The sequence below is a fragment of the Phenylobacterium sp. genome (assembly GCF_035569475.1).
Lineage (GTDB): Bacteria > Pseudomonadota > Alphaproteobacteria > Caulobacterales > Caulobacteraceae > Phenylobacterium.
In genome coordinates this window covers 19,473-44,884 of sequence record NZ_DATMNA010000002.1, presented here as the reverse complement: position 1 = coordinate 44,884, position 25,412 = coordinate 19,473, and the positions used below count along the sequence as shown (strand labels likewise).

At 69.5% G+C, this 25,412-nt stretch carries 21 protein-coding genes; 5 read left to right on the top strand and 16 right to left on the bottom strand.

What is annotated here, in order from left to right; all coding sequences use genetic code 11:
• Positions 1-136: 136 nt before the first annotated feature.
• The 7 genes from VNW53_RS00210 to VNW53_RS00180 form a co-directional block, all read right to left on the bottom strand.
• On the bottom strand, positions 137-892 hold the full coding sequence (locus VNW53_RS00210; RefSeq protein WP_325552761.1) for an ABC transporter ATP-binding protein: 756 nt from the start codon (positions 890-892) through the stop codon (positions 137-139).
• Positions 889-1,695, bottom strand: a complete 807-nt coding sequence (locus tag VNW53_RS00205) for an ABC transporter permease (RefSeq protein ID WP_325552760.1) — start codon at positions 1,693-1,695, stop codon at positions 889-891. Before VNW53_RS00205 ends, VNW53_RS00210 begins: the two co-directional genes overlap by 4 nt.
• A 1-nt stretch (position 1,696) precedes the next feature.
• The gene (gene mlaD / locus VNW53_RS00200) at positions 1,697-2,185 is read right to left on the bottom strand and encodes an outer membrane lipid asymmetry maintenance protein MlaD (RefSeq protein WP_325552758.1); all 489 of its coding nucleotides are present in this window, start codon (positions 2,183-2,185) and stop codon (positions 1,697-1,699) included.
• A gap of 55 nt (positions 2,186-2,240) precedes the next feature.
• A complete protein-coding gene (locus tag VNW53_RS00195; RefSeq protein WP_325552756.1) occupies positions 2,241-2,927 on the bottom strand; it encodes an MlaC/ttg2D family ABC transporter substrate-binding protein in 687 nt (228 codons plus the stop codon).
• A 51-nt stretch (positions 2,928-2,978) separates the two neighbouring features.
• Complete coding sequence (locus VNW53_RS00190) at positions 2,979-3,830, bottom strand: VacJ family lipoprotein (protein ID WP_325552755.1); 852 nt, start codon at positions 3,828-3,830, stop codon at positions 2,979-2,981.
• Between the two features lie 265 nt (positions 3,831-4,095).
• Positions 4,096-4,524 carry a hypothetical protein gene (locus VNW53_RS00185; RefSeq protein ID WP_325552754.1) on the bottom strand — a complete coding sequence of 143 codons (429 nt, stop codon included), beginning with the start codon at positions 4,522-4,524 and terminating at the stop codon, positions 4,096-4,098.
• A 208-nt stretch (positions 4,525-4,732) separates the two neighbouring features.
• On the bottom strand, positions 4,733-6,055 hold the full coding sequence (locus tag VNW53_RS00180) for a DUF5690 family protein (RefSeq protein WP_414693224.1): 1,323 nt from the start codon (positions 6,053-6,055) through the stop codon (positions 4,733-4,735).
• Positions 6,056-6,188: 133 nt separating this feature from the next.
• On the opposite strand from VNW53_RS00180, the gene VNW53_RS00175 reads away from it, so the two are divergent.
• The 4 genes from VNW53_RS00175 to VNW53_RS00160 all read left to right on the top strand — a co-directional run bounded on the left by VNW53_RS00175 (position 6,189) and on the right by VNW53_RS00160 (position 13,153).
• Complete coding sequence (locus VNW53_RS00175) at positions 6,189-7,331, top strand: TIGR03364 family FAD-dependent oxidoreductase (RefSeq protein WP_325552752.1); 1,143 nt, start codon at positions 6,189-6,191, stop codon at positions 7,329-7,331.
• Positions 7,328-8,113, top strand: a complete 786-nt coding sequence (phnX, locus tag VNW53_RS00170; RefSeq protein WP_325552751.1) for a phosphonoacetaldehyde hydrolase — start codon at positions 7,328-7,330, stop codon at positions 8,111-8,113. Before VNW53_RS00175 ends, phnX begins: the two co-directional genes overlap by 4 nt.
• A 280-nt stretch (positions 8,114-8,393) precedes the next feature.
• Positions 8,394-11,069: a TonB-dependent receptor gene (locus VNW53_RS00165; RefSeq protein WP_325552749.1), complete on the top strand. Its 2,676-nt coding sequence runs from the start codon at positions 8,394-8,396 to the stop codon at positions 11,067-11,069.
• Between the two features lie 71 nt (positions 11,070-11,140).
• Positions 11,141-13,153: a tetratricopeptide repeat-containing sulfotransferase family protein gene (locus VNW53_RS00160; RefSeq protein ID WP_325552747.1), complete on the top strand. Its 2,013-nt coding sequence runs from the start codon at positions 11,141-11,143 to the stop codon at positions 13,151-13,153.
• Between the two features lie 42 nt (positions 13,154-13,195).
• Here the strand turns inward: VNW53_RS00160 and VNW53_RS00155 are convergent, their stop codons facing one another.
• The gene (locus tag VNW53_RS00155; protein WP_325552746.1) at positions 13,196-14,029 is read right to left on the bottom strand and encodes an NAD(P)/FAD-dependent oxidoreductase; all 834 of its coding nucleotides are present in this window, start codon (positions 14,027-14,029) and stop codon (positions 13,196-13,198) included.
• Between the two features lie 336 nt (positions 14,030-14,365).
• Between VNW53_RS00155 and VNW53_RS00150 the strand changes: the two genes are divergently transcribed.
• Positions 14,366-15,442: a hypothetical protein gene (locus tag VNW53_RS00150; protein ID WP_325552745.1), complete on the top strand. Its 1,077-nt coding sequence runs from the start codon at positions 14,366-14,368 to the stop codon at positions 15,440-15,442.
• Positions 15,443-15,464: 22 nt separating this feature from the next.
• Here the strand turns inward: VNW53_RS00150 and VNW53_RS00145 are convergent, their stop codons facing one another.
• The 8 genes from VNW53_RS00145 to VNW53_RS00110 all read right to left on the bottom strand — a co-directional run bounded on the left by VNW53_RS00145 (position 15,465) and on the right by VNW53_RS00110 (position 25,404).
• Positions 15,465-16,052 (bottom strand): CDP-alcohol phosphatidyltransferase family protein, encoded by a 588-nt coding sequence (locus VNW53_RS00145; protein ID WP_325552744.1) that lies wholly within the window; start codon positions 16,050-16,052, stop codon positions 15,465-15,467.
• Positions 16,049-16,300, bottom strand: a complete 252-nt coding sequence (locus VNW53_RS00140; RefSeq protein ID WP_325552742.1) for a Rieske (2Fe-2S) protein — start codon at positions 16,298-16,300, stop codon at positions 16,049-16,051. Before VNW53_RS00140 ends, VNW53_RS00145 begins: the two co-directional genes overlap by 4 nt.
• Positions 16,297-17,502: an iron-containing redox enzyme family protein gene (locus tag VNW53_RS00135; protein ID WP_325552740.1), complete on the bottom strand. Its 1,206-nt coding sequence runs from the start codon at positions 17,500-17,502 to the stop codon at positions 16,297-16,299. Before VNW53_RS00135 ends, VNW53_RS00140 begins: the two co-directional genes overlap by 4 nt.
• Positions 17,499-18,167, bottom strand: coding sequence for a RibD family protein (locus tag VNW53_RS00130; protein ID WP_325552739.1), 669 nt, complete (start codon positions 18,165-18,167; stop codon positions 17,499-17,501). Before VNW53_RS00130 ends, VNW53_RS00135 begins: the two co-directional genes overlap by 4 nt.
• A 230-nt stretch (positions 18,168-18,397) precedes the next feature.
• Complete coding sequence (locus tag VNW53_RS00125; protein ID WP_325552737.1) at positions 18,398-19,849, bottom strand: efflux transporter outer membrane subunit; 1,452 nt, start codon at positions 19,847-19,849, stop codon at positions 18,398-18,400.
• Positions 19,850-19,852: 3 nt separating this feature from the next.
• Positions 19,853-21,019, bottom strand: a complete 1,167-nt coding sequence (locus VNW53_RS00120; RefSeq protein ID WP_325552736.1) for an efflux RND transporter periplasmic adaptor subunit — start codon at positions 21,017-21,019, stop codon at positions 19,853-19,855.
• 17 nt (positions 21,020-21,036) lie between these two features.
• Complete coding sequence (locus tag VNW53_RS00115) at positions 21,037-24,240, bottom strand: efflux RND transporter permease subunit (protein ID WP_325552734.1); 3,204 nt, start codon at positions 24,238-24,240, stop codon at positions 21,037-21,039.
• 291 nt (positions 24,241-24,531) lie between these two features.
• A complete protein-coding gene (locus tag VNW53_RS00110) occupies positions 24,532-25,404 on the bottom strand; it encodes an SDR family NAD(P)-dependent oxidoreductase (protein ID WP_325552733.1) in 873 nt (290 codons plus the stop codon).
• Positions 25,405-25,412 lie beyond the last annotated feature (8 nt).

The following is a 25,412-nucleotide window of genomic DNA, read 5'->3' as shown; positions in this document are numbered from 1 at the left end:
GCGCGGCTTGTTCGGCAGCAGGGGCTCGATCAGCCGCCACTCCACTTCGCTCAGATCGTATCGCGCCATCCCAGGCTCCTTTCGGAAGCCTTGAATCAAGCGTCGACCTCAGCCGCAACCTTTATGGGTTCAGAACCTAGGTCACAGGCTCGGCGCGGCCGCTGACGAACTGCCTCACGTAGGGGTTGTCCGTGGTGTCGAGTTCGCCCGGCGCGCCCCGCCAGATGATCCGGCCTGAGCGCAGCATGGCGATCTCGTCGCCGATCGTCCGCGCCGAGGCCAGGTCGTGGGTGATCGACACGGCCGTGCAGCCCAGGTGGCGGACCTGCTCGACGATCAGGGCGTTGATCGCCGCGGCGGTGATGGGATCGAGGCCGGTCGTCGGCTCATCGAAGAACAGGATCTCCGGGTCGGCGACCACCGCCCGCGCCAGGCCGACCCGCTTCTGCATGCCGCCCGAGAGTTCGGAGGGATAGAGGTCGGCGACTTCGGGGCCCAGCCGGACGCGGCCCAGGGCTCCGATGGCCCGGGCCTTGGCGGTCTTGCGGGGCACGCCGTCGGAATTGATCAGGCGGAAGGCGATGTTCTCCCAGACCCGCAGGCTGTCGAACAGGGCCGCGCTCTGGAACAGCACGCCGACGCGCGAGAAGACCTTGCGCCGCGACCGCTCGCTGAGGCCGGTGAGGTCCTGGCCGTCCAGGGCGACGGAGCCCGCGTCGGGGCGCATGAGGCCAAGCGCGATCTTGATCGTCACCGACTTGCCCTCGCCGGACCCGCCGACGATGACCAGCGAGCGCCCTGCGGCCACGCTGAGATCGAGGCCGTCGAGCACCCGCGCGCCCTCGAAGCGCTTGGTGATCCCCTTCCACTCGAGTTTCGGAACGCCGGTCATCGGTGGGTGAACAGCGTGGTCAGGAGATAGTCGCTGGCGAAGATCAGGATGGCGGACGAGACGACGGCGTGGGTCGTCGCGCGCCCCACGCCCCGCGCGCCGCCCGAGGCGTTGTAGCCGTGGTAGCAGCCCATCAGGGCGACGATGAACCCGAACACCGTGGCCTTCAGCAGGCCGGAGCCGACGTCCCAGCCCTGAAGGAAGGTCTCGGTGTTGCGGACATAGACCGTGGCGTTGAAGCCCAGGACCCGAACGGCCACCAGCCAGCCGCCGGCGATGCCGATCGTGTCGGCCACGACGGTCAGCAAGGGCAGCGAAATGACCGCGGCCGCCAACCGGGGCGCCACGAGGTAGTGGAAGGGGTCGGTCGACAGGGTCCGCATCGCGTCGATCTGCTCGGTCGCCCGCATGGCGCCGATCTCGGCCGCGATGGCCGCGGAGACCCGGCCGGCCAGCATCAGGGCGGCGAGGACGGGCCCGAGCTCACGCGTGATGCCCAGGGCCACGATCTGCGGCATCACCTGTTCGGCGTTGAACCGGCCCCCGCCGGAGAAGATGTTCAGCGCCAGCGCCGCGCCGGTGAAGACGGCCGTGAGGCCCACCACCGGCAAGGAGAAGTACCCGATGGCCACGAGCTGGCGCAGCCCCTGATCCAGGAACCAGGGCGGCGTGAACACCGCCGCCACGCCGCGCACGGCGAAGACCGCGACCGCGCCGGCCGCGCGCACGGCGGCCAGGAACGGCCGCCCGATCCGGCGCACGGGCTCGAGCGCGCCGCGCGCCGGCGCCACGGGGGTGTTCACGCTAATAGGCTCCGGGACCGGGGTGCGCCGGCGCCGGGGCGGGCGCTGGAGGCTGTGGCCGGATGACCTGGCCGATCAGGCCGAACAGGTCCACCGCGCCCTGGGTGTTTTCGATCTCCCCGCCGGCTTTCAGGTTGTCGGCCGCGCCGCCCGGGGTGATGGCCACGTGCATGCCGCCCAGCAGGCTGTCGCTGGTCACCTTGGCGGTGGAATCCGAGGGCAACTGCACCGTCGGGGCGAGACTGAGGCGGACCACCGCCATGTAGGTCTTGGGGTCGAGGCTGATCTGGGAAACCGTGCCGACCTTGACGCCCGCGACGCTGACGCTCGCCCCCGGCGCCAGCGCGCCCACGTCGCCGAACTTGGCCTTGAGGTCGTAGGAGGCGTCCGGCCGGCCCACGCTCCCGACGCTCAGGGAGTAGACGAGGAACGTCCCCGCCAGGACGAGCACCACAAGGCCCATGATGGTTTCGGCCCATTGTTCGCGCAACGTTTGGTCCTTTCGAGGTCGGGGCGGCGGGATGGCGCGGTGAACAGAGGCCTCGTCAGCGGCTGCTGGCGGAGGCTCGCTCGGTGTCGCGCTGGAGCTGGGCGATGAGCACGCCGATGTCTCCCCCGGCGTTGTCGATCGTCGACACGAAGTCCTGCTGCTGGGTGATGGCGAGCCAGACGCCCTTGAACTGCACGTCGACGACCTTCCACGAACCGCCGGCGCCCAGCACCCGCCAGGCCACCGCGGCCGGATGGGCGAGCTGCCCGCCGGAGACGATCGTGTTCACGATCACATCGCCCGGCTTGCGGACGACGGAGCCCGTCACCTTCAGCGTCTCGCCGTGATAGTCGTCCAGACGGTTCCTGTAAGCGGTTTCTGCGTAGGCCCGGAAGGCCACGGCGAACTGCTGGCGCTGGGCCGGGGTGATCGTGCGGGCATATTTGCCCAGGACGAAGTTGGTGATCTTTGGCACGTCCGCCAGGTCGTTGATCGCGGGCTGGAACTTCGCGTCCTTCTGCGCCGCGCTGAGCCCGCGATCGGCCAGGATCGACAGGACCCTCTGGGCCCCGGCCTGCACGAACTGCTCGGCCTGGGGGTCGCCCCCGCGGGATGGGGCGTCCTGCGCCAGGGCGCGCGGCGCCTGCGAAAGCGCCGCGAGCGCGAGAACGGCGACGGCCGCCGAATGGAGCGCGCGCCGGCTGGGGCGGGACTTTGGGATGATCGATTGGGAAATGGTCATCGCGTTCCTGTGGAGTGGATCAAAAGCCCAGTCCCCGACCCGTCGGCGGCGTCACGGCTTTGCAGGCGCCGCGTCGAAGTCCGGCAGCACCGCAGTGGCGCCGCTAGCCGACTGCACGAGGAATTCACGGTGCTGCATATAGGCCGAACGGGTCGTCGCGTAAGGGTCGGTGGCGTCGTCCAGCGCTTTGAACGCGCCGTCTCCACTCGCGCGCCGGTCGAGCGCCGAGAGGCCCGATCGCGTTGCGCCGAAGGCCGTGGTCACGCCGCCCGTGAAGATCGAAACCGGGTCGGTGAAGAGGTCGACGATCCGGCCCACGCCGTCCCTGAGATCGAGCGGGCCGACAACCGGGATGTACATATAGGGACCCGGCTGGGCGCCGTAGCGGCCCAGGGTCTGGCCGAAGTCCGCGTCGTGGGCGGCCAGGCCGAACCCGGCGGCCACGTCGAACAGGCCCAGGACGCCGATGGTGGAATTGATCACGAAGCGCGAGGACGCCGTCCCGGCGCGCCCCATGCGACCCTGGAACACGTCGTTGATCACCGTTCCGGGTTCTCCCAGATTGTAGACCAAATCCCCGATGCGGTCGCGGACCGGCGAGGGCGTGACGCGGACATAGCCGTGCGCGATGGGACCCACGACATGCCGGTCCAGACTCATGCCGAGCGCGAACGCGCTGCGGTTGACCCCCTGCCATGGGTCGTACGGCTTGGTCACCCCCGCATCGGGCGGCTGGGCGGCTTCGGCGGCCGGCGGGACGGCTTGGGCGAAGGACGGCGCGGCCCAGGCGATCGCCAGGCCGGCGGCCAGGCCCTGGGCCAGCAGGGCTGCGCGGGACCGGACCCCTCGTCCGGACGGGCCGGGCGGCGTCATCGGCCGGCCGGCCACGGTCGGGCCTTGCACGCTGAGGCTTTTGCGCGAGCTCCACTCCATGGTCGATGACTTCCAACTGAATGACGGGAGAACTCGGCGCATCCTCACTGCGACGACGGAGCGGGGAGCCCATCGCCTCAGTGAAAACGGCGCGTTCCGCGAAACGCTTGGCCGAACCTTCGCCGGAGACTTTGCCCCGACTAAGGCGAAACCCTTGTCCAGGAAACCCCTCGCGGGGATTCCGTTCAGCGGTTCCGGCAAGCCCAACCCCTGCGCCCGAACGCGGCCCGCCGGCCTACTGCGCGGCCGTCGCCTGCCGGACCCTGTCGCCCTGGCCGGCGACCAGCCTCACCTGGATCGGCGTTCCGAAGAAGTCCTTGGACGGCCAACCGTCGCCCACCCGCGCATTGGCCGGGAAGGGCGCGCAATAGCTGAGGCCGAGCGTCGGCGGCTTCTTCTGCTTCAGGCAGATCTTCTGCCCCTTCAGGTCCCAGGTCCCCGCGAACGGCGCATGCGTGCGCCCGAGGCCGGTCCAGAGGCCGCCGGGCTGCAGCCAGATCTGCTGACTGCGGCCGTCGGGGTAGGTGGTGGTCACGGTGTTCCCGAACGCCGCCGCGATCGCCGAGCCCGTATCGCCGGCCGGGTCGGCGAACGCCGCGCCGGAGAGGGCGGACAGCAGGACCACGGCCACGCCGAAGGCAGGTCGACGGAAGGGGATGCTCATGGATGACGCCTTCAAGTCCGCTTCGAGCCGGATACCGCAGCGATATCGGCGCACGCCTGAACCGGGCCTGAACCGATGCGACGCCGGCCCGCGATCGCGCGGGCCCCGTTCGATGCGCCGCGGAGAGCCTAGCAGGCCTCGGAACGTTTGGCAGGCTCCGCGTGAACAGGCGTTTGAGCGCGAACGTCGGTGTGCGGAAGGTATGACTCTAGGGAAGGCTCGGCGCGGCCGGGCGGCCGGAGCGGCTCTGCCTCAGGAAATAGACGGCGGCCGCGGTCGAGAGGACGGCCCCGACCCCGCTCGTCGCATAGGCGCTGAGGGTGAAGAAGCGCAGCCAGTCCATCCTGACCGCGCCGAAGTTGCGCCAGACCAGCAGGGCGGCGCTGCCCAGATAGCCGGAGGCGTCGGCCACATAGATCAGGAAGCCCGCCGTCGCCACCCGGCCGCTGAACGCCACAAGCCGATCGAACAACATGGCGTTGAACGGGGTGTAGGCCATGTAGAGCCCGGCGCCGGCGGCGATCATGAAGGCCAGGGGCGAGATCAGGTGGGCCTGGAACGCCCAGGCGCAGCCGCCCAGCAGCAGGAAGCCCGCGACGACGATGGCGTGGATCACCATCAGCGCCTTCAGGTTGTCGCGCACCGCCATGATGGCCGCCAGGGCGACGAGCGCGATGGCCGCCACGGGCAGCTCGCTCTGGGTGAAGACGCCCGACTCCTGGCCGTAGCCGAGCGCCGTCCAGATCTCGGCGGCGAAGTTGTCGCGGAAATCGCGGAAAGCGGTCAGCAGTATGTAGGAGGCGGTCAGCAGGGTGACGCCGGGCCAGTAGACGGCCAGGAAGGCCCTGCGTTCGGCCGCGTTCATCGGCGCGCGGCGGACCCGCTCAGCCTCGTCGGCGGCGTTCGGGGGCGGAAGCTGACCCAGCAGCCAGACCGAGGCCAGCAGCAGCGGGAAGAACGCCGCCCCGGCCGCCGCCGGCATCCAGAACCGGTCGATGTGGGCCGAGTTCATCAGCCAGGACCCGACCGACTTCACCACGCCCGAGGACAGGATGAAGCTGGCGCAGAGGATGGCCCCCAGCGCTTCGGACACCCGGCGGCCCTCCATGTACCCGAACACCAGGCCCCAGATCATGCCCAGCGGCAGGCCGTTGAAGAACAACGCCGCCACGTTCCAGGGCGCCGGGATCACGGCGAAGGCGAGAAGCGCCAGCCAGGCCGATCCCACGAGCAGGAGGATCGCCGCGGCCCGCCTGGGGGGACTGAGCTCGGAGATCACCCTGATGCCGATCAGCTTGGACAGGGCGTAGCCGGCGACCTGGGCCAGGACCAGGGCGATCTTGTAGTCCAGGGTGAAGGTCCATCCCGGCACGGCCTCGAAGGTCGCCGCCGTGAACGGCTTGCGGAAGGCGTACATCGAGAAGTAGGCGCAGAAGCCCGCGAGCCCGGCCACGGCGGTGAAGAGAATCGGATTGGCGCGGGCCAATCGGTCTTGCAACTGGCCGGCCAAGGCGCGCCCCTCTGGTGACATCTGGCGCGGATTGCGCGGGCGAGGCGAACATTGGAGACGTTGATGACGCGCCCGTGACGGTGGGGCCCATCGGCCTGTCACGTTCGCGGCGTCTGGTGGGCGTCGTTCGACTCGAAGACTCTGAAAGGACCCCATGGCTGCGGAGGGCGCATACGATCTGGCGGTGGTCGGGGCGGGAATCGTCGGGATGGCCTGCGCGCTGGCGGCCGCGCGGCGCGGCATGCGCGTGGCGGTGATCGACCGCGACGCCCAGGCCAACGGCGCCTCGGTCCGCAACTTCGGCTTCGTGACCGTCACCGGTCAGGAACGGGGCGAGATGTGGCGGCGCGCGCGGCGCACCCGCGACATCTGGGCTGAGGTGGCCCCGCAGGCCGGCGTCCCAGTCCTGCACGAAGGCCTGGTGATGACGGCCCGCCGCGAGGAGGCTGTCGCGGTGCTGGAAGCCTTCCTTGAGACGGAGATGGGCGAGGGGTGCCGCCTGCTGGCGGCGGGCGAGTTGCGGCGCGACCATCCCCACCTGGCCGGCGACGGCCTCATGGCGGCGCTCTGGAGCCCCCACGACCTGCGCGTCGAATCGCGCCAGGCGATCCCGCGCCTGGCCGCCTGGCTGGCCGCGCGCCACGGCGTGACCTTCATTTGGGGCGCCGCGGCGCTGTCGGTGGAGAGCGGCCGGGTGGTGACCACGCGCGGCCTGATCGAGGCCGGGGCGGTGGCGGTCTGCCCGGGCGACGACCTCTCCACCCTGTTCCCGCAGCCGGTGGCGGCGGCCGGGGTGACTCGTTGCAAGCTGCAGATGCTGAGGCTGGCCGATCCCGGCTTCCGGCTGTCGACGGCGGTGATGTCGGACCTGGGGCTGGCCCGCTACGCCGGCTATGCCGCCCTGCCGGAGGCGCGGGCTCTGGCCGCGCGGCTGGCCGCCGAGCAGCCGCAGCACCTTGCGCACGGCGTCCATCTGATCGTGGTGCAGAGCGCCGACGGCAGCCTGGTGGTGGGCGACAGCCACCACTACGCGGCGACGCCCGACCCTTTTTCGCACCAGGCCGTCGACGACCTGATCCTCGATGAGTTCGCAGCGGTGTTCGGCCGGCCGGCCCCGCCGGCGATCGAGCGCTGGACCGGCACCTATGCGTCGGCGACGGACCGTGCGGTCCTGGTCGAGGCTCCGATGGACGGCGTGCGGCTGGCGATGGTGACCACCGGCGCCGGGGCCTCGACGGGCTTTGCGCTGGGCGAAGAGGTGGTGGCCGACCTGATGGGCGAAGGAGCGACAGCATGACGGGCAAGGGGCCGGGCGCGTTCGACCTGGTGATCTTCGACTGGGCGGGCACCATGGTGGACTTCGGCTGCTGCGCGCCGATCGCGGCCTTTGTCGAGGCCTTCGCGCGCCGGGGCGTCGCCCTGGACGAGGCCGCGGCGCGGGCGGATATGGGCGTCGCCAAGGTCGATCACGTGCGGGCCCTGCTCGCGCGGCCGGAGGTGGCGGCCGCCTGGACCGAGGCGTGCGGCCGACCGTCCGACGAGGGCGACGTGGACGCCCTGATGGCCGACCTGGGGCCGCTGATGCGCGACGCCGCGACGGTGGCCTCCGAGCTGATCCCCGGGGCGGCGGAGACGGTGCGCAAGCTGCGGGCCCGCGGCCTGCGGATCGCGTCCTCGACGGGCTACACCCGGGAGATGATGGGCCCGGTGCTGGCGCGCGCGGCGGAGCAGGGTTATGCGCCGGACCACCTGGTCTGCGCCGGCGAGACGCCGCAGGGCCGCCCGTCGCCGCTGATGATCTACAAGGCCTGCGCCGAGCTCGGCGTCTGGCCGCTGAGCCGGGTCGTCAAGGTTGACGACGCCGAGGCCGGGATCGCCGAGGGCCGCGCCGCCGGCTGCTACACCGTGGGGGTGGCCGCCTCCGGCAACGCCGTGGGCGTCTCGCTGGCGGCGTTCAGCGCCCTGGGCGCGGCGGATCGCGAGCGCCGCCTCTCGGTCGCGCGAGCGGCCCTGCTAGGCGCCGGCGCCGACCTGGTTATCGATACCGTCGCCGAGCTGCCCGCCGCCCTGTCCATCTGAACATGCCGGTGACGCCGCGGAGGCGAACCGAAGCATTCAAGATATCTGTCTACAGACGATAATGACTTAAGTGGCGAAAATGACACGGCCGTTCCCGTAACGGATCTGCAATACCAGCGTCACCGAAGCATCATTCGCAGCCCCTACGGTCACATTGCGCTGGGGATACGCCGCAGTCTTCGTTTTGGCTTGAGTTGTCTTTCGCGGGCTCCCGAAAAGCCTGCGCGAGATCTGCAACGTATGCGGACAGTCCTGTCGGTGACTTTGGGGGAAGTAAGTGATGAAAACCAGATACATCGTATCCTGCGCGGTCGCCGCCGTGCTGAGCGGCAGCGCGGGCGGGGCCTTCGCCGCCGCGGCCGACGCGGCGGGCGCGGCCGACGCGAGCGCCTCGGCGACGGCGCTGGAGGAAGTGATCGTGACCGCCCAGCGGCGCGACGAGTCCGCTCAGACGGTCCCGATGACGATCCAGGCGTTCTCGGGCGCCGCCCTGGCGGCCCGGAACATCACCACCTTCGACGACCTCCTCAAGATCACGCCGAATATCGAATTCGCGAAGAACGGCCCCGGCCAGGGCAACATCTTCATGCGGGGCCTGAGCGCGGGTTTCGCCGGCAATCAGTCCAGCGCGACGGTTGGCAATTTCCCGAACGTGGCGGTGTACCTGGACGAGCAGTCCATGCAGTTCCCCGCGCGCAACGTCGATCTCTACCTGGCCGACATGGAGCGCGTGGAGGTGCTGGAGGGCCCGCAAGGGACGCTGTTCGGCGGCGGCGCGGAAGCCGGCGCCCTGCGCTACATCACCAACAAGCCGAAGCTGAACGTCATGGAGGGAAAGCTCGACGCGAGCTATGGCGTCCAGACCCACGGCGATCCGAGCAGCAGCTTCAGCGCCACGCTCAACATTCCGATCATCACGGACAAGTTCGCGGTGCGCGCCGTGATCTACAACGATCGGCAAGGGGGCTATATCGACAACGTCCCCAGCACCTTCACCCGCTCGAACCAGGACAACAACGCATACTTCGGCATCACGCCCACGAACGGCAAGTGCCCGAACGGCCAGCCGCCGGGCAGCCAGACGGGCTTCTGCACGATCCCGAACGCGGCCCAGGCGAACAACTTCGCCATCGCAAGAAAGGCCTGGAACCCGGTCACCCATGACGGCCTGCGCCTGTCGGCGCTCTACGACGTCAATGACGACTGGAACGTGCTGATCACCGAAAGCTTCCAGAATCTGGATGCCGAGGGCCTGTCGACGACCCTTCCGGTCGGCTCCGATTTCCAACCGCTCAAGCCGCTCGAAACCACGGTCTTCAGCCCGACCTACGACAAGGACCGTTTCCAGAACACGGCCTGGACCGTGAACGGCAAGGTAGGCGACCTGAAGCTGATCTACACCGGCGGCTACATGACCCGCCACATCAACCAGCAGATGGACTACACCAACTACTCACGGACGCTCTACGGCCAGTACTACGAATGCACCGGCGGCAACGCGGGGCTGCTCGGCAAGGGCGCGCTCACCTGCTACTCGCCGGTCACCAGCTGGCACGATGTCGTTCGCAACACCCATCTCAGCCAGGAAATCCGCCTGAGCACGCCCGACACCTGGCGGCTGCGCGGCGTGGGCGGCGTGTTCTACGAACGGTTCCGCATCTTCGACACCATGGACTTCAACTACAAGACCGTTCCGGCCTGCCGTGAGGGCGACAACCTCGCCAATGCCCTGGCGGGCGGCGCGCCCTGTTTCGGCAACGTCGAGCCCTTCCCGGGTTCGACGACCAATGAGCCGGGCGTCCGTCCCGACGCCACCGGGTTCGGCGAGCAGGTGCAGCGCGGCTACGACCAGACGGCGCTGTTCGGATCGGTCGACTACGACATCATCCCCGACGTCCTGACCGTCACGGCCGGCACGCGGTATTATCGCTACACGGAGGATGAGACGGGGTCCGTCTACAGCACCAACAGCAAATGCGTGAACGTGCTCGTCTGCGGGCACAACACCAACATCGACGCCGAAAACCTCCACGCCAAATATACCGGCTTCAAGAGCCATTTCGGCGCGCAGTGGAAGCCGATGGAAAACACGTTGCTGTACTACACCTTCTCACAGGGCTTCCGCCCGGGCGGCTTCAGCCGCTCGGCGCGGGACAAGGCGCCGGACGCCAATGGCGTCCCGCAATACAAGACCCCGCTCGCCTATACCCCCGACACGCTGACGAACAACGAGATCGGCGTGAAGAAGGAGTTCTTCGACCGCCGGCTGCAGCTGAACCTGTCGGCCTACTACATGCAGTGGGACAACGTGCAGATCGCGCTCTACCAGCCGTGCTGCCTCGGCAATACGACCTTCCTCGTCAACGGCCCGAGCTACACCATCAAGGGCGCCGAGTTGCAGTTCGCCGCGCGGATCACCGAGCAGTTCACCCTGCAGGGATCGGCGACCTACAACGACAACACGCAATCGAATTCGCCCTGCCTGACCGCCAACGAGCCGAACTCGCCGACCCTGGGCAAATGCATCACCGAAATTAAGGGCAAGCCGTTCGTGAACCCGTTCGGCGTGCAGGGCGGCGTGTCCGCCTTCTCGCCGAAGTTCCAGGGAAATCTTCACGGGCGCTACGACTGGGAGATCGCCAGCTTCAAGGCCTTCGCCTCGGGCGACGTGAGCTATACGGGCAAGATGTTCACCCAGCCGGCCAACTACACCCCCGGCAGCGCCCCGAGCGAAAGCCCCATCCCGGACACGACCTATCTTCGCTATGAGCTCCCGGCCTACACCACCTTCGGCGCGGCCGTCGGCGTGAGCCGGGACGCCTGGACGCTGCAACTGGTCGGCTCCAACCTCGGGAACTCGCACGCGTCGACCTTCACCAGCACCGCCCAGTTCATCAAGGCGGAGGTGCCGCTGCGTCCCCGGCAGGTCAGCATCAGGATCACCGAAGCCTTCTGAGGCTGACATTCACCGGCTCGAGTGGGAGAAGGGGCGGCCGGGCGCGGCCGCCCCGCCCTGTCCTGGACTTCATGCCCATCAAAGCTGACCTTCCGCAGTCTTCCCCGGTCGAGGAGGAGGTTGCCCGGTTGCGGCGGCTGCAGCAGGCCGACCGCCATGAGGAGGCGCTGCGGGCGGCCGAACACCTGCTGGCGGAGCTTCCGGAGAATCGCGACCTGCTGCTGATCGCGGCGACCAGCCTGCGCCACCTTCGCCGCGTGCCCGACGCCATGGCGATGCTGGACCGGCTTGAGGTCCTGCGGCCCGCCTTCAGTCGCCTCCATCAGGAGCGCGGCCTTTGCTTCGTGCAACTGAAGGACGCGCCGAACGCCATCGAGGCCCTGCTCCGGGCGGTGAACATCAACCCGGCCCTGCCGGCGAGCTGGAGCCTGCTGGAGAAGCTCTATGGCATGGTCGGGGACCCGGCCAACGCCTCGACCGCCGCCGAACATGTGGCGACGCTCAAGCGCCTGCCGGCGGAAATCGTCACCGCGACCAGCCTCTTTTCGGACGCAGACCTGGCGCCCGCCGAGCAGATGGTTCGCGCCTTCCTTCTGCAGCGTGGCGACCATCCGGAAGCCATGAGGTTGTTGGCGCGCATCGCGCTCGCCCACGATGTCCTCGACGAAGCCGAAATCCTGCTGGCCGCCGTCCTCGCCCTCGCGCCGGACTATGCGGCGGCGCGCCATGACTATGCCCAGACGCTCATCAAGCGGCAGAAGTTTTCTGAGGCGATCGAGCAGATCGAACAGCTCCTCGAGCTGGATCCGTCGAACGCCGACTACCGCACCCTGGCGGCGACGGCCGCGGTCGGCCTCGGCCAGAACGAGCGGGCGATCGAGATCTATCGCGGCATGCTCCGCGACCTGCCGGACTCATGGGATGTGCCGTTGTGGCTGGGGCACGCGCTCAAGACCGTCGGGCGGGTTCCGGAGGCGATCGAGTCTTACCGCGCGGCCGCGGCGGCCCGCTCCAATTTCGGCGACGCCTACTGGAGCCTGGCCAATCTCAAGCTCTACGGCTTTGCCGATGACGAGATCGCGCGCATGCGTGTCGAGGAGGCGTCCCCGACAACCGGGCCCGTCGACAGATACCACCTCTGCTTCGCGCTTGGGAAAGCCTTCGAGGACCGCGGAGAGGCCTCGGAATCCTGGCGCTACTACGAACGCGGCAACGCGCTGAAGCGCCAGGAAAGCCGCTACCGGCCCGAGCACCTGGAGACCAACACGCGCCTGCAGATCGAAGTCTGCACGAAGGCCTTCTTCGAGGCCCGAAAGGGCTGGGGCGCGCCGGCGCCCGACCCGATCTTCGTCCTTGGCCTGCCACGGTCGGGGTCGACTCTCATTGAGCAGATCCTGGCCTCGCACTCGCGGGTGGAGGGCACCCAGGAACTGGCCAACATCCAGAGGGCCGTGCTGGACATCCAGGGCCACGACCCGGACGACGACGCCTCGCGCTATCCCGCCGCCCTGGCGCAGATGACGGCGCAAGACTTCACCCGGCTTGGCGAAGCCTACCTGGCGGACACCCGCGTCTACCGGTCCGGCAGGCCGGTGTTCATCGACAAGATGCCGAACAACTTCCGGCACATCGGGCTGATCCACCTGATGCTGCCCAACGCCCGGATCATCGACGCCCGGCGCGAGCCCATGGCCTGCTGCTTCAGCAATCTGAAACAGCTGTTCGCTCAGGGCCAGGAGTTCACCTACAGCGCCGAAGACATCGCGCGCTACTACCGGACCTATCTGGACCTCATGGGCCACTGGGACGAGGCGCTGCCGGGGCGGGTCCTGCGCGTCCACCACGAGGACGTGGTCGCCGACCTGGAGGGCAGCGTGCGGCGGATGCTGGACCACTGCGGGCTCGAGTTCGAGCCGGCCTGCGTCGAGTTCCACAAGACCCGGCGCAGCGTGCGCACGCCGAGTTCCGAGCAGGTGCGCCGGCCGATCTTCCGTGACGGCCTCGACCAGTGGAAGACCTACGAACCCTGGCTCGGTCCCCTCAAGACCGCCCTGGGGGACGCGCGGGTTCGCTACCGGGGCTAGCGCCTGTCCCGGCTGACTTGGCTCAGGCCAGCCCTGCCACAGCTAGGCCGTGGCCGCGTCGCGCAGGCGGTTGTGCATGGCGGTGGCGGCGATCGCCGCCTCGCCGGTGGCGACGGCGATCTGGTTGAGGCCGCGCACCAGGTCGCCGGCCGCGTAGAGGCCCTCGACCGAGGTCATCTGGTGGGCGTCGACGACCAGGGCGCCCGCTTCGTCGCGCTTGGCGCCGCAGGCCACGGCCAGGGCGGATTGCGCCTCGCAGCCCAGGGCCAGGTAGAGGTGGTCGAAGGTGCGGGCCGCCGCGCCATCGGGCCTGCTCCACAGCACGGCGTCTTCGGCGAAGTCGAGCTGTCCGTCGGCGGTCCCGATCACCGTCACCCGGTCCGAATAGGTCCTCAGGAACGCGGCCTCCCGCTCGGCGCGCCCGTCGTCGCCCAGGATGGCGATGCGCTTGTCGATGGCTTCGTAGGCGTCGCAGATGGGGCACATGCGCACGAGGCTGCGGTGGACGGCGGCCTCGATCCCCGGGAAGTCGGGCATCCGGTCGAGCACGCCGGTCGCGAGCAGGACGGTCGGCGCCCGGACGGCGATGTCCGAGCCTGAGACCTCGAACCCCTCTCTGGAGGGCGAGAGCGCCTCCACATGGGCCTCACGGATATCCACGCCGAACTGCAGCGCCTGCTCGCAGAGGCGCGCGAGGAACTCAGGGCCGCCGACGCCGTGCGGGAAGCCCGGCGTGTTGTGGCTCTCCGGAATCCAGCTCGCCCGGGAAGGCCCGGCGCCCAGCACCACGACGCGGCGGCGGAATCGCGCCAGGTAGATGGCGGCCGTCAGCCCCGCGGGGCCGGCTCCCACAACGATAGCGTCATGATCCTGCATCCGAGCGGCCGCCTAGGCCGGCGCGCGGATGGCGGACGGCGGCCCGGCTGCGCGTCCCGGCGAGTCCTTGGACTTGGCCACGTGAAGGGCTCCCCCCGTCGAAGGTTTGAATTATCTGCCGGGGCTCAACGCGGGACACGGACGTTTCGTGCAACTCGGCTGGAAAATATTTCGAACGCCCTCCGGAGCCGCGCCGTCGGAGGGCTTGGCCGGCCGCCGGTTCTGCGGTGCGATCGCGCACTCTTGCCGAACGCGGTTCCAGGGCGCCTCATGGCGCACAGGGCGGATCGCGCCGGACACAAGGCGCGACCACCCGCGAGAGCAGGGAGCTCCAGGATGTCGTTGCGCACGCTTTCCATCGCCTTGGCCTGTTCGGCCCTGACCGCCCTGGCTGTGACGCCGGCGCGGGCCGAGACCGATCCGGCCGTCATCGCCCACGGCTACAAGGCGCCGCGCGACGCCTGGGGCCGTCCGGACCTGACGGGCACCTGGTCGCCGGCCACCATCACGCGGCTGGAGCGCGATCCGAAGCTGGGCGACCGGCTGGTCCTGACCGCGGCCGAAGCCAAGGCCCTGGAGGGCGCCACGGCGGACAACAACGCCCAGGCCAGCAAGCCCACCGACCAGAAGCTCTCGGTCGACGAGGTCGACTGCGGGGTTAAGGGTTTCTCGGGCGTCGCCTGCGGCTACAACAATTTCTGGGTCGATCCGGGCACCAAGGTGATGCGCATCGCCGGCGAGCCGCGGTCCTCGATCATCGTCTCGCCGAAGGATGGCCGGCTGCCGATGAAGCCCGAGGCCCTGGCGCGCGAGCGCGCGGCCTTCGGCAACGCCCAGATGGGCAATTTCGACGGACCCGAGCGGCGCCCGCTCGCCGAGCGCTGCCTGGTGGGCTTCGGCTCGACCTCCGGCCCGCCGATGCTGCCGGTGCTCTACAACAATCACTACGCCATCGCTCAGTCCAAGGATCAGGTCGCCATCCAGGTGGAGATGGTGCACGACCTGCGGCTGCTGCGCGTGGGCGGCCCGCACGAGCCGGCCAGCATCCGCAAGTGGATGGGGGATTCCGTCGCCCGCTGGCAGGGCGAGACCCTGGTGGTCGACACCGTGAACTTCCGCCCCGACCAGACCTTCCGCGGGGCCGGCGCCAACATGCATGTGATCGAGCGGCTGACGCGGATTTCGCCGACCCAGATGCTCTACCAGTTCCGCGTCGAGGACCCCGACACCTTCGCCGAGCCGGTGAGCGGCGAGGAAGCCTGGAACCTGACCAAGGACCACATCTACGAATACGCCTGCCACGAGGGGAACTACGCCCTGCCGGGCATCCTGGGCGGCGCCCGCCGCGCCGAGCAGCAGGGCAAGGAGATGGAGGGCAATCGCGGCCAGGTGAAGGAAGAGGGCGAGCGGTAGCGGCCTCGGGGCCGCAACGGGTCTAAGTCACCGGCGCCAGGCCGTGAGGGGCGTTGAGCGCCTGGCCGCCGCGCAGGATATAGACGATCTGCTCGAGGCGGCTGAACCCGACGACCGCCGCGGCGATCCAGATCCATCCCTCCCAGCCGGTCACCGCGATGAGCGGCCAGAGGCAGAAGAGCAGGACCGCGCCGGCCTTGGCGGACCAGAAGTGGAACATCAGCACGCGGCGGCGCAGAAGCCAGGAGAGCGCCAGATAGGCCAGCGGCCCGCCGAAGAGGATCAGGAGCGGCGTCGCCTGGCGCTCGAGCACCCCCGGAAGATCGAGCGCCAGGAACGCCAGGATGGCGACCGAGAAGACGTTGTCGACCGCCGCGTCGAGCTGGGCTCCGAACGCCGAGGCCTGGCCGCTGCGCCGGGCGAGCCAGCCGTCGACCAGATCTGTGGCCGCCGCCAATCCGTAGACCGCCAGCGCGGGCCAGCGCCAGCCGGCCAGCAGCAGGGCCAGGACCGGGGCGATCAGCAGGCCGCGCGAAAGGGTCACCAGGTTCGCCGGCTTCCAGGCGCCGCCCTCGGTGAGCAGGCGCGAGAGGAGCCCGGGCGGCCTCACGGCGCGGCGCGCTCCGCCAGGCGTATCGTGCTCCCCTGGGCGATCAGTCGTTCGATGGCGAACGCCTGGCGATGCATCGGGCAGACGATCTCGCCCGTGGCGTTGACGAAGCCGGACTTCAGCGGGCCGCCGCGGTGCGGGCAGCGGTTGACGACCAGATAGAGGCCCTCGCCATGGCCCAGCAGGAAGTACTCCTCGCCGTTCCGCCAGATGGGCGGCAGGTCCGCGCCGATCCAGCTCTCGCTCATCGGGCGGCCCGCCGCGCATAACAGCCTGCCGGGAAGCTCGCGAAGGCGGCCGCCGTGACCTGACCCAGGCCGCCGACCTGCAACCGTTCGCCGGGCTCCAGGTCTACGGCCCCGGCGGGGGTGACGCCGGCCCCAAGGTTCGTCAGGTCCGGAGCGTCGGGCGAGGCCTTGCCCTCGGCCGCCGCCGCCTCGAAGGCGCGGGCCGTGGCGAGCATGTGCGCGCCCGCCCGGTCGAAGGCCGCCCTGGTCAGCTCGGCCCCGGCGACGATCTCCGTTCCCACCTCGGGCCCGTAGGCCGCCACCAGGGGGCCGGCGACCTCGTCGATCACCATGGCGGTGTGGTGCAGGTCGATGTGGGCGTGCTCGCCGAAATAGCGGGCGTCCACGTCGGGGTGAAACTCGCGCAGGTAGCGGAAGTGGTCCTGGGTGGAGCGCTGGTAGGCGGTTTCGGCGAACAATAGGAAGCCCACCTGCATGAACAGGTTGGCCGGGTTCTGGAACAGGTTGTGGATGACGTTGTGCAGCTCCAGGGCCGCGGTGTCGAACAGCGGCCAGCAGGCGTTGTATTCGTCCGAAAGGCCGAAATCGCGCATCACCGCGCGGTAGAGGACGCTGTGCTTCTTGCCGTGGGCGCCATAGCCGAATTCGTCGATCAGAATCCGGAACAGGGCCGACTGCGCGGTCCCGAACTCGCCGACCACGCCCAGGGCCGACGCCGAGGCCTCGGCCAGAAGGTCTGCCGACGACTGAACCAGGAAGTGCCGGTAGAGGGCCTCGCGCAGGGGGCTGGCCCGCAGATGGGCGACGAACGCGGTCTCCGGCTGGGCGCGCACCTCGACCAGCAGGGTCTCGGCGTAGGCGCGCCAGTCGCGCCCGGCGGCGGCGGCGCGAGCGGCGTCGGCCTGGGGGGCGACCAGGGCCTCCAGGCCATGGCGATGGCGCTCGAGCTTGGCCATCTCGACCGGGTCGTAGTGCCGCTTCAGCCGCTCCACCAGCGAGCCCGGCGGGGCGACGCTGGGCAGCAGGACGTAGCGCGCCTGGTAGGCCCGCATCAGCGCCAGGTGCCGGAGGTGGCGAAGGCCGTCGGGGTCCGCGGCCAGGTCCCCGCAGCCGATGCGCAGGTCCCAGACCGCGGGAGGCCGGTCCCCGCTGCGCGCCGCGAGCCCACGCCCGATGGCGGCGATCTCGGCGGCCTGGATCACGCCGCGGCCGCGAAAGGCGTGTAGATCGAAACCCCGACTCCGCTCTTCACGAACATGTCCGCCAGCCGCCAGCGCGACAGGGACAATCGGGAGCGCCCGCTCACCGGCCGCAGGTAGGTCGGCGCGCCCAGCGCGCCGCTGATCACCGGGATGTGCTTGATGATGATCCGCGAGACCATGTCGGCCTCGAACAGGCTGTGCAGAAGCCGCGATCCGCCCTCGGCGATCATGCTGCGGATTCCCAGGGCATAGAGCACGTCCATCAGTTCGGCGAGATCGACGCGCGAGGCGCCGCATCGCACGACCTCGACATTGGGCTTCGCCGCCAGGGCCGCCACGACCTCGGCCGGCGCGCGATGCGACACCGCCACCAGGGTCGCGCCGCCGTCGTTCAGCAGCTTGGAGTCCAGCGGGATGTCGCCCATGGACGTGGGCACCACCCGCAGGGGATTGGGGCCTTCGAAGTAGCGCACCGTCAATTCGGGGTCGTCGCTGCGCACGGTCCCGGCCCCAACCATGATGGCGCTGTGCAGGGCGCGCTGCTCATGGAACCAGCTCCGCAACTCGTCGCCGTAGAAGTCGAACAGGTCCTTGCTGGAGGCGCCCGGGCCCAGCGAAAGCTTCCCGTCGATCGTCAGTTCGGAAAGGGTGGTGATGTCGATCATGGAAGCGCCCTCTGGCGTTGCGCTCAGACGCCCAAGCTCGCCGACCTCAACGCTTCGCGCGCCAATCCGCTCCGGAACGCCGGACGCAGAGGCCTGGGCGCGCTCACCCGCGATCTTGCCGCGCGCCTGGCTTTCGGCCCTGTTCAGACTTGCGAGACCGTCGCCCGAGGATTCCGGCGGAGCGCGGGCGCATGACGGGCGGTCCTGGATCCGCGCCGCCCTGCATGCCGCTACCGGTTGGCGGCGAGCCGGGTCGCTTCGCCGTCCGACGGCAGGTCCTTGGCGTCCCATCCGCCGCCCAGCGCGCGGATCATTCCGACGGCGGCGAGCTGCCGGCGCGTCCTCAGGTCGAGGGCCGTCTGCTGGGACTGCAACAAGGCGGTCTGGGCGACCACGACGTCCAGATAGCTCGCCGCGCCCATCCGGTAGAGCGTCAGCGCGACCTCGAGCGTGTGCTGCGCCGCCTTCACGCCGTCCTCTTCGTCCGCGGAGGCCTGGGCGAGCTGGCGCGACAGGGCGGCCTGGTCCTCCACATCCTGGAAGGCCTTGAGCACGATCGACCGGTAGGTGTCGCCCGCCTCGCGCAGCCTGGCGTAGGCGGCGGATTCCTGGGCCTTCAATCGACCGCCTTCGAACAGCGGCAGGGTCAGGCCGGGGCCGAGCGTCCAGAAGGTGTCGGACAGGTTGAAGAGGCTCAGGTGGGTGGACTGGAAGCCACCCAGCAGGTTCAGCGACAGCGAGGGATAGAAGGCCGCGCGGGCGACGCCGACCCCGGCGTTGGCGGCCTTCGCGGCTCGCTCCGCGGAGGCGATGTCGGGCCGGCGCTGCAACAGATCGGATGGCAGGCCCGGGGGAATATCGGGCGTCGTGAAGGCGATCACCTTGGGCGGGATCGAGAAATCGCTCGCGGGCTTGCCGACCAGGGTGGCGATCGCGTGCTCCAGCAGCGCGCGCGAGGCCGACGCGGTGGCCAGGGAGGCCTGGGCGGCGCGGAGCTGGGTCTTGGCGCGCGAGACGTCGAGGCTCGACACGATCTTGCCCTGGAAGCGGCGCTCGGTCAGGTCGAACGCCTTCTGGTAGGCCGCCACGGTGTCGGTCAAGAGCTGGACCTGGGCGTCGGCCCCGCGAAGCGCCCAGTAATCGGTTGCGAGCTCCGCCTGCAGGCTGAGCCGCACCGTCGCCAGGTCGGCGGCGCTGGCCTGGGCGGTGGCCCGGCCGGCGGCCGCCTGGTTCCGCAGCTTGCCCCAGAGATCGAGCTCGTAGGAGGCTGAGATCGCGACGTCGTTTGCGCCGTAATAGGTGTGATCCGGATTGATCCGCAGCGGACGGTCCTTCGATTGCCGGTCCGTCGTCAGTTGCCCGCCGGCGGCGACCTGCGGATAGAGGGAAGCCCCCGCCTCGGCGGCGAAGGCGCGCGCCTGGTCATAACGCGCCACGGTGGCGGCGAGATCGGGATTGGCGGCGTCGATCTGCGGCTCCAGGCCGTTCAGGGTCTCGTCGCCGAACAGCTCCCACCACGCGCCGCGGCTCAGGTCGTCGGCCGGGCGCGCCGGTTGCCAGGGCCCGGCCTCCTTGTAGGCGACGGGCACAGGCGCGAGCGGGGTGCGATAGGGCGGCGCGAGGTTGCAGCCCGTCAGGGCCAGAACGGCAGCGGCGGACGCCATCAGGCGATTGGCTGACATGCCTCACCTGCCCTTCGCAGGCGGCGCGGCCGCCGCCAGCTTGACGGTCTGGCCGTTCTGGAGCGTCTCGGGCGGACTGGCGATCACCCGGTCGGTCGCGGAGAGCCCGGCCACCACCTCGACGCTGTCGCCCAGATCGCGGCCAAGCTGCACGGATTTCAGCGCCACCTTGCCGTTGGCGCCGACGAAGGCGAGCTGGGCGCCGCGGTTGCTGGACACCAGCGCCGTCGCCGGGACGCGCAGCGCGTTCGCGCCGGCCGGCAGCTTCAGATGCACCTGGCAATAGGCGCCGGCGAAGAGCTTGCCGCCGGGGTTGTCGGCCTGCAGCTCGATGAGCGCGGTGTGCGAATTGGCCTCGATCGCGTTCGAGCTGGCGACCACGACGGCGTTGAACTGCTGGCCCGGAAATTGCGGGACCTGGAATGTCGCCGCCAGGCCGGGCGTGAGCTCGGCCGACAGCGACTGCGGCGCCTGGATGTAGATCCGGATCCGGTGCAGGTCGGCCACCTCGAACAGCTCCTGCCCCTGGTTGCCGGAGTTGATCAGGGCGCCGATGTCGGTCTTGCGCGCGGTGACCACGCCATCGAACGGCGCGACGACACGCTTGAAGGATTCCATCGCCTGGAGCCGGCGCACATTGGCGCGCGCGGAGTCGAGCATCGCCTTCTTCGCGGCCGCATCCGCGGTTTTGGTGTCGGCGTCCTGCTGCGCCACCGATTCAGAAGGCAGCAAGGCCTGCCAGCGGGCCGCCGTCAGGGCGGCGAGGCGTTCGTTCGCCAGCGCCGTGGCGGCGTCGGCCTTGGCCTGCTCAAGCTGCTGGTCGAGATCCGGCGTGTTGATGGTCGCCAGCAATTGCCCGGACTTGACCTTGGCGCCGATGTCCTGGTTCCAGCCCTTAAGGTAGCCGGTCACCTGGGCGTAGATCAGCGCGCGGTTGTAGGGCTGGATCGTCCCCGGCAGGGTGAGGGCCTCGTCGGCGCTGCTGGGGGCCAGCTTGACCAGCGACACCGTCGCGATGGCGGTTTTCTCGGTCTCCTTGGCGAGCGCGCGCGCGCCGAGGATCCGGTCGGCGACACCGGCGGCCAGGATGGCGGCGGCGACGCCCAGGGCCACGGCGCCGACCGTCATCAGGCGCCGGCGGCTGGGGATCTTCACGGGTTCCATGGACATCGGCAGTTCCTTCCGGATCAGGCGCCGGCGGGGATGGGCGAGGGGTTTGGCGCGCCGGCGGATCTTTTCGGCGCGCGGGCGTGCACGAAGCTGAACATGGTCGGGACGAAGACGAGGGTCGCGCAGGTCGCGAACAGCAGGCCGCCGATGACGGCGCGGCCGAGCGGGGCGTTCTGCCCGGGCAGGACGGCCATCGGGATCATGCCGATGATCATCGCCAGCGCGGTCATGATGACGGGCCTGAAGCGCGTGCTGCCGGCCTCCATGGCGGCGGTGACGGCGTCGACGCCTTCCGCCATGCGCTCCCGGGCGAACGCGATCACCAGGATGGAGTTTGCGGTGGCCACGCCCATGCACATGATCGCCCCGGTGAGGGCCGGTACGGAGAGCGTCGTCCCGGTGGTGAACAGCATCCAGGCGATGCCCGCGAGCGCGGTCGGCAGCGCCGTGATGATCACGAAGGGATCCAGCCACGACTGGAAGTTGACGACGATCAGGAAGTAGATGAGCACGATGGCCAGGGCGAGGCCCGCGATCAGTTGCGCATAGGCGCTCGACATGGTCTGCACCTGTCCGCGCAGCACCACGCTCGCGCCGTGCGGCGCGTCGCCGGCGGTGGCCTTGATCGCCGCCCGGATATCGGCGGCGATGCCTCCGAGGTCGCGGCCCTGCGGGGTCGCATAGATGTCGATCACCGGCCGGACGTTATAGTGGGACACGAGGGCGTCGCTCGGCGCCCGCTGGATGGTGGCCAGCCCGCCCAGGAGCTGGGATCCGGCGCCGGGCCCGCCGCCCGCCGTCAGCGGGATATTCTGCAGCGCGCCCAGGGTGTCGATCTGGGTTTGCGGGGTCTGGATGGCGACCGGGTAGGACACCCCGTTCTTGGGATTCAGCCAGAAGGTCGGGTTGGTCTGGGTGCTGCCCGCGAGGGTGTCGAGCATGGCCGTGGAGGCGTCGCGTTCGGTCAGGCTCACCAGGCCCGCCAGCGACCGGTCGACGTTCACGTTCAGGGTCGGCTGCTGGAAGGCCTGCTCGATGCGAGGGTCGGCGACCCCCGGGATCCTGCTGATCCGGGACAGCAGCTCATTGGCGTACTTGCGGTTGGCCTGCAGGTTGTTGCCGACCACCTGGACATCGATCGGCGCGGGCACGCCGAAATTCAGGATCTGGCTGACCATGTCGGCCGGCAGGAACGAGAAGGTGACGCCTGGGAACAGGGCCGGAAGCCGCTCGCGCATCTGCTGGACATAGCCGGCGGTCGGCCCGTGCTTGGGCGTCAGGCTGATCAGAATGTCGGCGTCCGCGGGGCCGATCGTCCCAGAGTTGTTGTACGCCATGTTGATGCCGCTGACGCTCACGCCGATGTTGTCGACGACGCCGGCCAGTTGATCGCGCGGGATGATCTTCCCTATCGCCAGGCCGATCTGGTCGCAGAGCTTGGTGGTGTCCTCGATCCGGGTGCCGGTCTGGGCCCGGACGTGCAGCTTGATCTGGCCGCCGTCGACCGTGGGGAAGAAGTCCTGGCCGAGCAGCGGGACGAGCCCCAACGAAAGCAGCGAGACGGCGAGGAATCCGCCGATCAGCGCCTTGCGGTTCTGCAGGCTCAGGTGCAGCAGGCCGCGATAGTGCTGGCGCACCGACTCGAACCTATGTTCGAAGCCCTGTTGAAAGCGCACGAGCGGATTTCGGCTGGCCTGGGCCGCGGGCGCGCCATCCTCGCCGGCGCCGCCCTCCGGGGCCGCCCGGCGCAGGAGACGGTTCGCGAGGGTCGGCACCAGCGTGTAGGTCAGCACATAGGAGGCGATCAGCGCGAAGATCACCGCTTCGGCCAGCGGGCGGAACAGGTAGCCGGCGATGCCGCCCAGCGCGAACATCGGCACGAAGGCGATGCAGATGCAGGTGAGCGAGACGGTCGCGGGGATCATGATCTCGTGCGCGCCGGTCACGATCGCGGATTCGATGTCCTGACCGAGGTCGAGGTGCCGATTGACGTTCTCGATGGTCACGGTCGCATCGTCGACGAGAATACCGACGGCGAGCGCCAGGCCGCCGAGGGTCATGACGTTGATCGTCTCGCCCAGCAGCGACAGCACCGTCACCGACGAGAGGATGGCGAGCGGGATCGAGACCGTGATGATCAGGGTCGAGCGCCAGCTACCGAGGAACAGCAGGATCATGGTCGCGGTCAGGGCCGCGGCGATGAGCGCCTCGCGGACGACGTCCGACACCGCGCTGATCACGAAGCCGGACTGGTCCCCGACGGCCGTGAGCTTCAGGCTCGCCGGGAGGGTCTTTTCGACGTCCGGCAGGCGCGCCTTGATGCCGGAGATGATGTTCAGGGTCGAGGTCGCGCCGCCCTTGATGATCGACAGCAGCACCGCGTTCTGGCCGTCGACATGGACCACATTGGTCTGCGGCGGGCTGCCGCTGTGCACGAAGGCCACGTCCCGCATGTAGATGACCGCGCCGTTGACCGTCTTCACCGGCAGGTCGTTGAACGCATCGATCGTCTCGGGCGAGTTGTTCAGGTTCACCGTGTAGTCGAACGTCCCGATCTTCTGGGTGCCGACCGGGGTGATCAGGTTCTGCGCGGCCAGGGCGTTGACCACATCGTTGGCCGAGAGGCCGTAGCTGTGCAGGGCCTGCTGATTGAGGTCGGCCTGGACCTGCGGGACCATGCCGCCGTAGGGAAGCGGGATCGCGGCGCCGGGGACGGACACGAGCTGCGGGCGGATGAAGCTGCCGGCCTGGTCGAAGAGCGCCGCCTGGGAGAGCTGGTCGCTCGACAGCGCCACCTGCAGGATGGGGACGCTCGAGGCGTCGTAGCGCAGGACGATCGGCGGCGTGATGCCGGCCGGCATCTGCTTCAGGACCGTCTGCGACATGGCCGCGATCTGAGCCAGCGCCTCGCTGATGTTCACGCTCGGCTGGAAGAAGATCTTGACGATGCCGTAGTTGGCCATCGACTGGGACTCGAGGTGCTCGATATTGTTCACGCTCGTGGTGGCGGCGCGCTCGTAGTAGGTGACGATGCGTCCCGCCATATTGTCCGGCGACAGGCCGGTGTAGCTGAAGACGACGCTGACCACCGGGATGTTGATGTTGGGGAAGATGTCGGTCGGCGTGCGGAATATGGAAATCACGCCGAAGATCAGGATCAGCAGCCCCATGACGATGAACGTGTAGGGACGACGCAGGGCGAGTCTGACGATTCCAACCATTCCCGCCTCCCGCGTGGCAACCCGTCCGCCGGCAAGACCGCGTGTGCAGTCCCGGCCAGCTTCCTAAGAATAGGGCGCGATCGGCGCGCGGGTCCTTGGCCCCGCATTGAGTTGTTATGAGAAAAGACTGAGCCGGACCTCGCGTTCGCCGGCGCACGCCAGGCGCGTCGAAGTCGCGGCTCGAGGGCCTGGCCGCCTGGGAAATCGGCGCGATGGCGAGGTCCGGGCCAGGCGGACCTGACCTGTTCGGCGAGACGTCAGGGCGACGTCATGCAGCATCTCGGCGGCGGGCTAGAACCCGCGCGCAGCCATGTAGGCCTTGAAGGCGTCGGCATGGTCGGGATGCCAGCGCGACAGGGCCGGGCGGTTCTCGACGACGTCGCCGATGGCCCATTGCATGCGCGCCTCGTCCTGGGCGCGGGTGGTCTCGTTGTCCGGGCACAGGATGTAGAAGTCGCCGCGAGCCAGGCTCTCCAGCATGAAGTCCACCACCTGGTCGGCGCTCCAGGCGCCCGCCGGCTTCTCCGGGCGGCCGGTCATGCCGGTGTAGGTGAAGCCGGGGATCAGCAGGTGGGCGCTGACGCGGCAATCGGGGGTGTTGCGCAGCTCGTGGGCCAGGGCCTCGGTGAACGCCTTCACCCCGGCCTTGGACACATTGTAGGCGGCGTTGCCCGGCGGGGTGGTGATGCCCTGCTTGGAACCGGTGTTGACGATCAGCCCCGGGGCGCCCGAGCCCGCCATCGCCCCGGCGAAGGCCTGGACCCCGTGGATCACGCCCCACAGGTTGACGTCGATCAGGCGGCGCCAGCCGTCCAGGTCCTTGAAGGTCGAGCCTGGATTGGCGCCGACGCCCGCGTTGTTCATCAGCACCGAAACGGCGCCCAGGGTCTCGAGCGCCGCGTCGCGCAGGCGCTCCATCTCCTGGTAGTGGGCGACGTCGGTCGGCACGGCGCGCACCTTGGCGCCCTGGACGGCGGCCTCGCGCACCGCGGCCTCGGCCGCCTCGAGCCTGGCCCCGGGCAGGTCGGCCAGAACCACGCTACGCCCGAGGCCCGCGAAGCGCCGCGCCGCCGCCAGGCCGATCCCGTCCGCCGCGCCGGTGATCACCACGCCGCCGGCCGCCAGGGCGGGAATGGCGCTGGCCAGTTCAGTGAGGTCGGTCATCGGGATAC

Bases quoted from the DNA above. Each gene is read 5' to 3' on its own strand.
- VNW53_RS00110 (WP_325552733.1), bottom strand. From the start codon at position 25,404: ATGACCGACCTCACTGAACTGGCCAGCGCCATTCCCGCCCTGGCGGCC.
- VNW53_RS00150 (WP_325552745.1), top strand. From the start codon at position 14,366: ATGTCGTTGCGCACGCTTTCCATCGCCTTGGCCTGTTCGGCCCTGACC.
- VNW53_RS00175 (WP_325552752.1), top strand. From the start codon at position 6,189: ATGGCTGCGGAGGGCGCATACGATCTGGCGGTGGTCGGGGCGGGAATC.
- VNW53_RS00160 (WP_325552747.1), top strand. From the start codon at position 11,141: ATGCCCATCAAAGCTGACCTTCCGCAGTCTTCCCCGGTCGAGGAGGAG.
- phnX (WP_325552751.1), top strand. From the start codon at position 7,328: ATGACGGGCAAGGGGCCGGGCGCGTTCGACCTGGTGATCTTCGACTGG.
- VNW53_RS00155 (WP_325552746.1), bottom strand. From the start codon at position 14,029: ATGCAGGATCATGACGCTATCGTTGTGGGAGCCGGCCCCGCGGGGCTG.
- VNW53_RS00165 (WP_325552749.1), top strand. From the start codon at position 8,394: ATGAAAACCAGATACATCGTATCCTGCGCGGTCGCCGCCGTGCTGAGC.
- VNW53_RS00115 (WP_325552734.1), bottom strand. From the start codon at position 24,240: ATGGTTGGAATCGTCAGACTCGCCCTGCGTCGTCCCTACACGTTCATC.
- VNW53_RS00210 (WP_325552761.1), bottom strand. From the start codon at position 892: ATGACCGGCGTTCCGAAACTCGAGTGGAAGGGGATCACCAAGCGCTTC.
- VNW53_RS00125 (WP_325552737.1), bottom strand. From the start codon at position 19,849: ATGTCAGCCAATCGCCTGATGGCGTCCGCCGCTGCCGTTCTGGCCCTG.
- VNW53_RS00120 (WP_325552736.1), bottom strand. From the start codon at position 21,019: ATGTCCATGGAACCCGTGAAGATCCCCAGCCGCCGGCGCCTGATGACG.
- VNW53_RS00185 (WP_325552754.1), bottom strand. From the start codon at position 4,524: ATGAGCATCCCCTTCCGTCGACCTGCCTTCGGCGTGGCCGTGGTCCTG.
- VNW53_RS00180 (WP_414693224.1), bottom strand. From the start codon at position 6,055: ATGTCACCAGAGGGGCGCGCCTTGGCCGGCCAGTTGCAAGACCGATTG.
- VNW53_RS00130 (WP_325552739.1), bottom strand. From the start codon at position 18,167: ATGATCGACATCACCACCCTTTCCGAACTGACGATCGACGGGAAGCTT.
- VNW53_RS00195 (WP_325552756.1), bottom strand. From the start codon at position 2,927: ATGACCATTTCCCAATCGATCATCCCAAAGTCCCGCCCCAGCCGGCGC.
- VNW53_RS00140 (WP_325552742.1), bottom strand. From the start codon at position 16,300: ATGAGCGAGAGCTGGATCGGCGCGGACCTGCCGCCCATCTGGCGGAAC.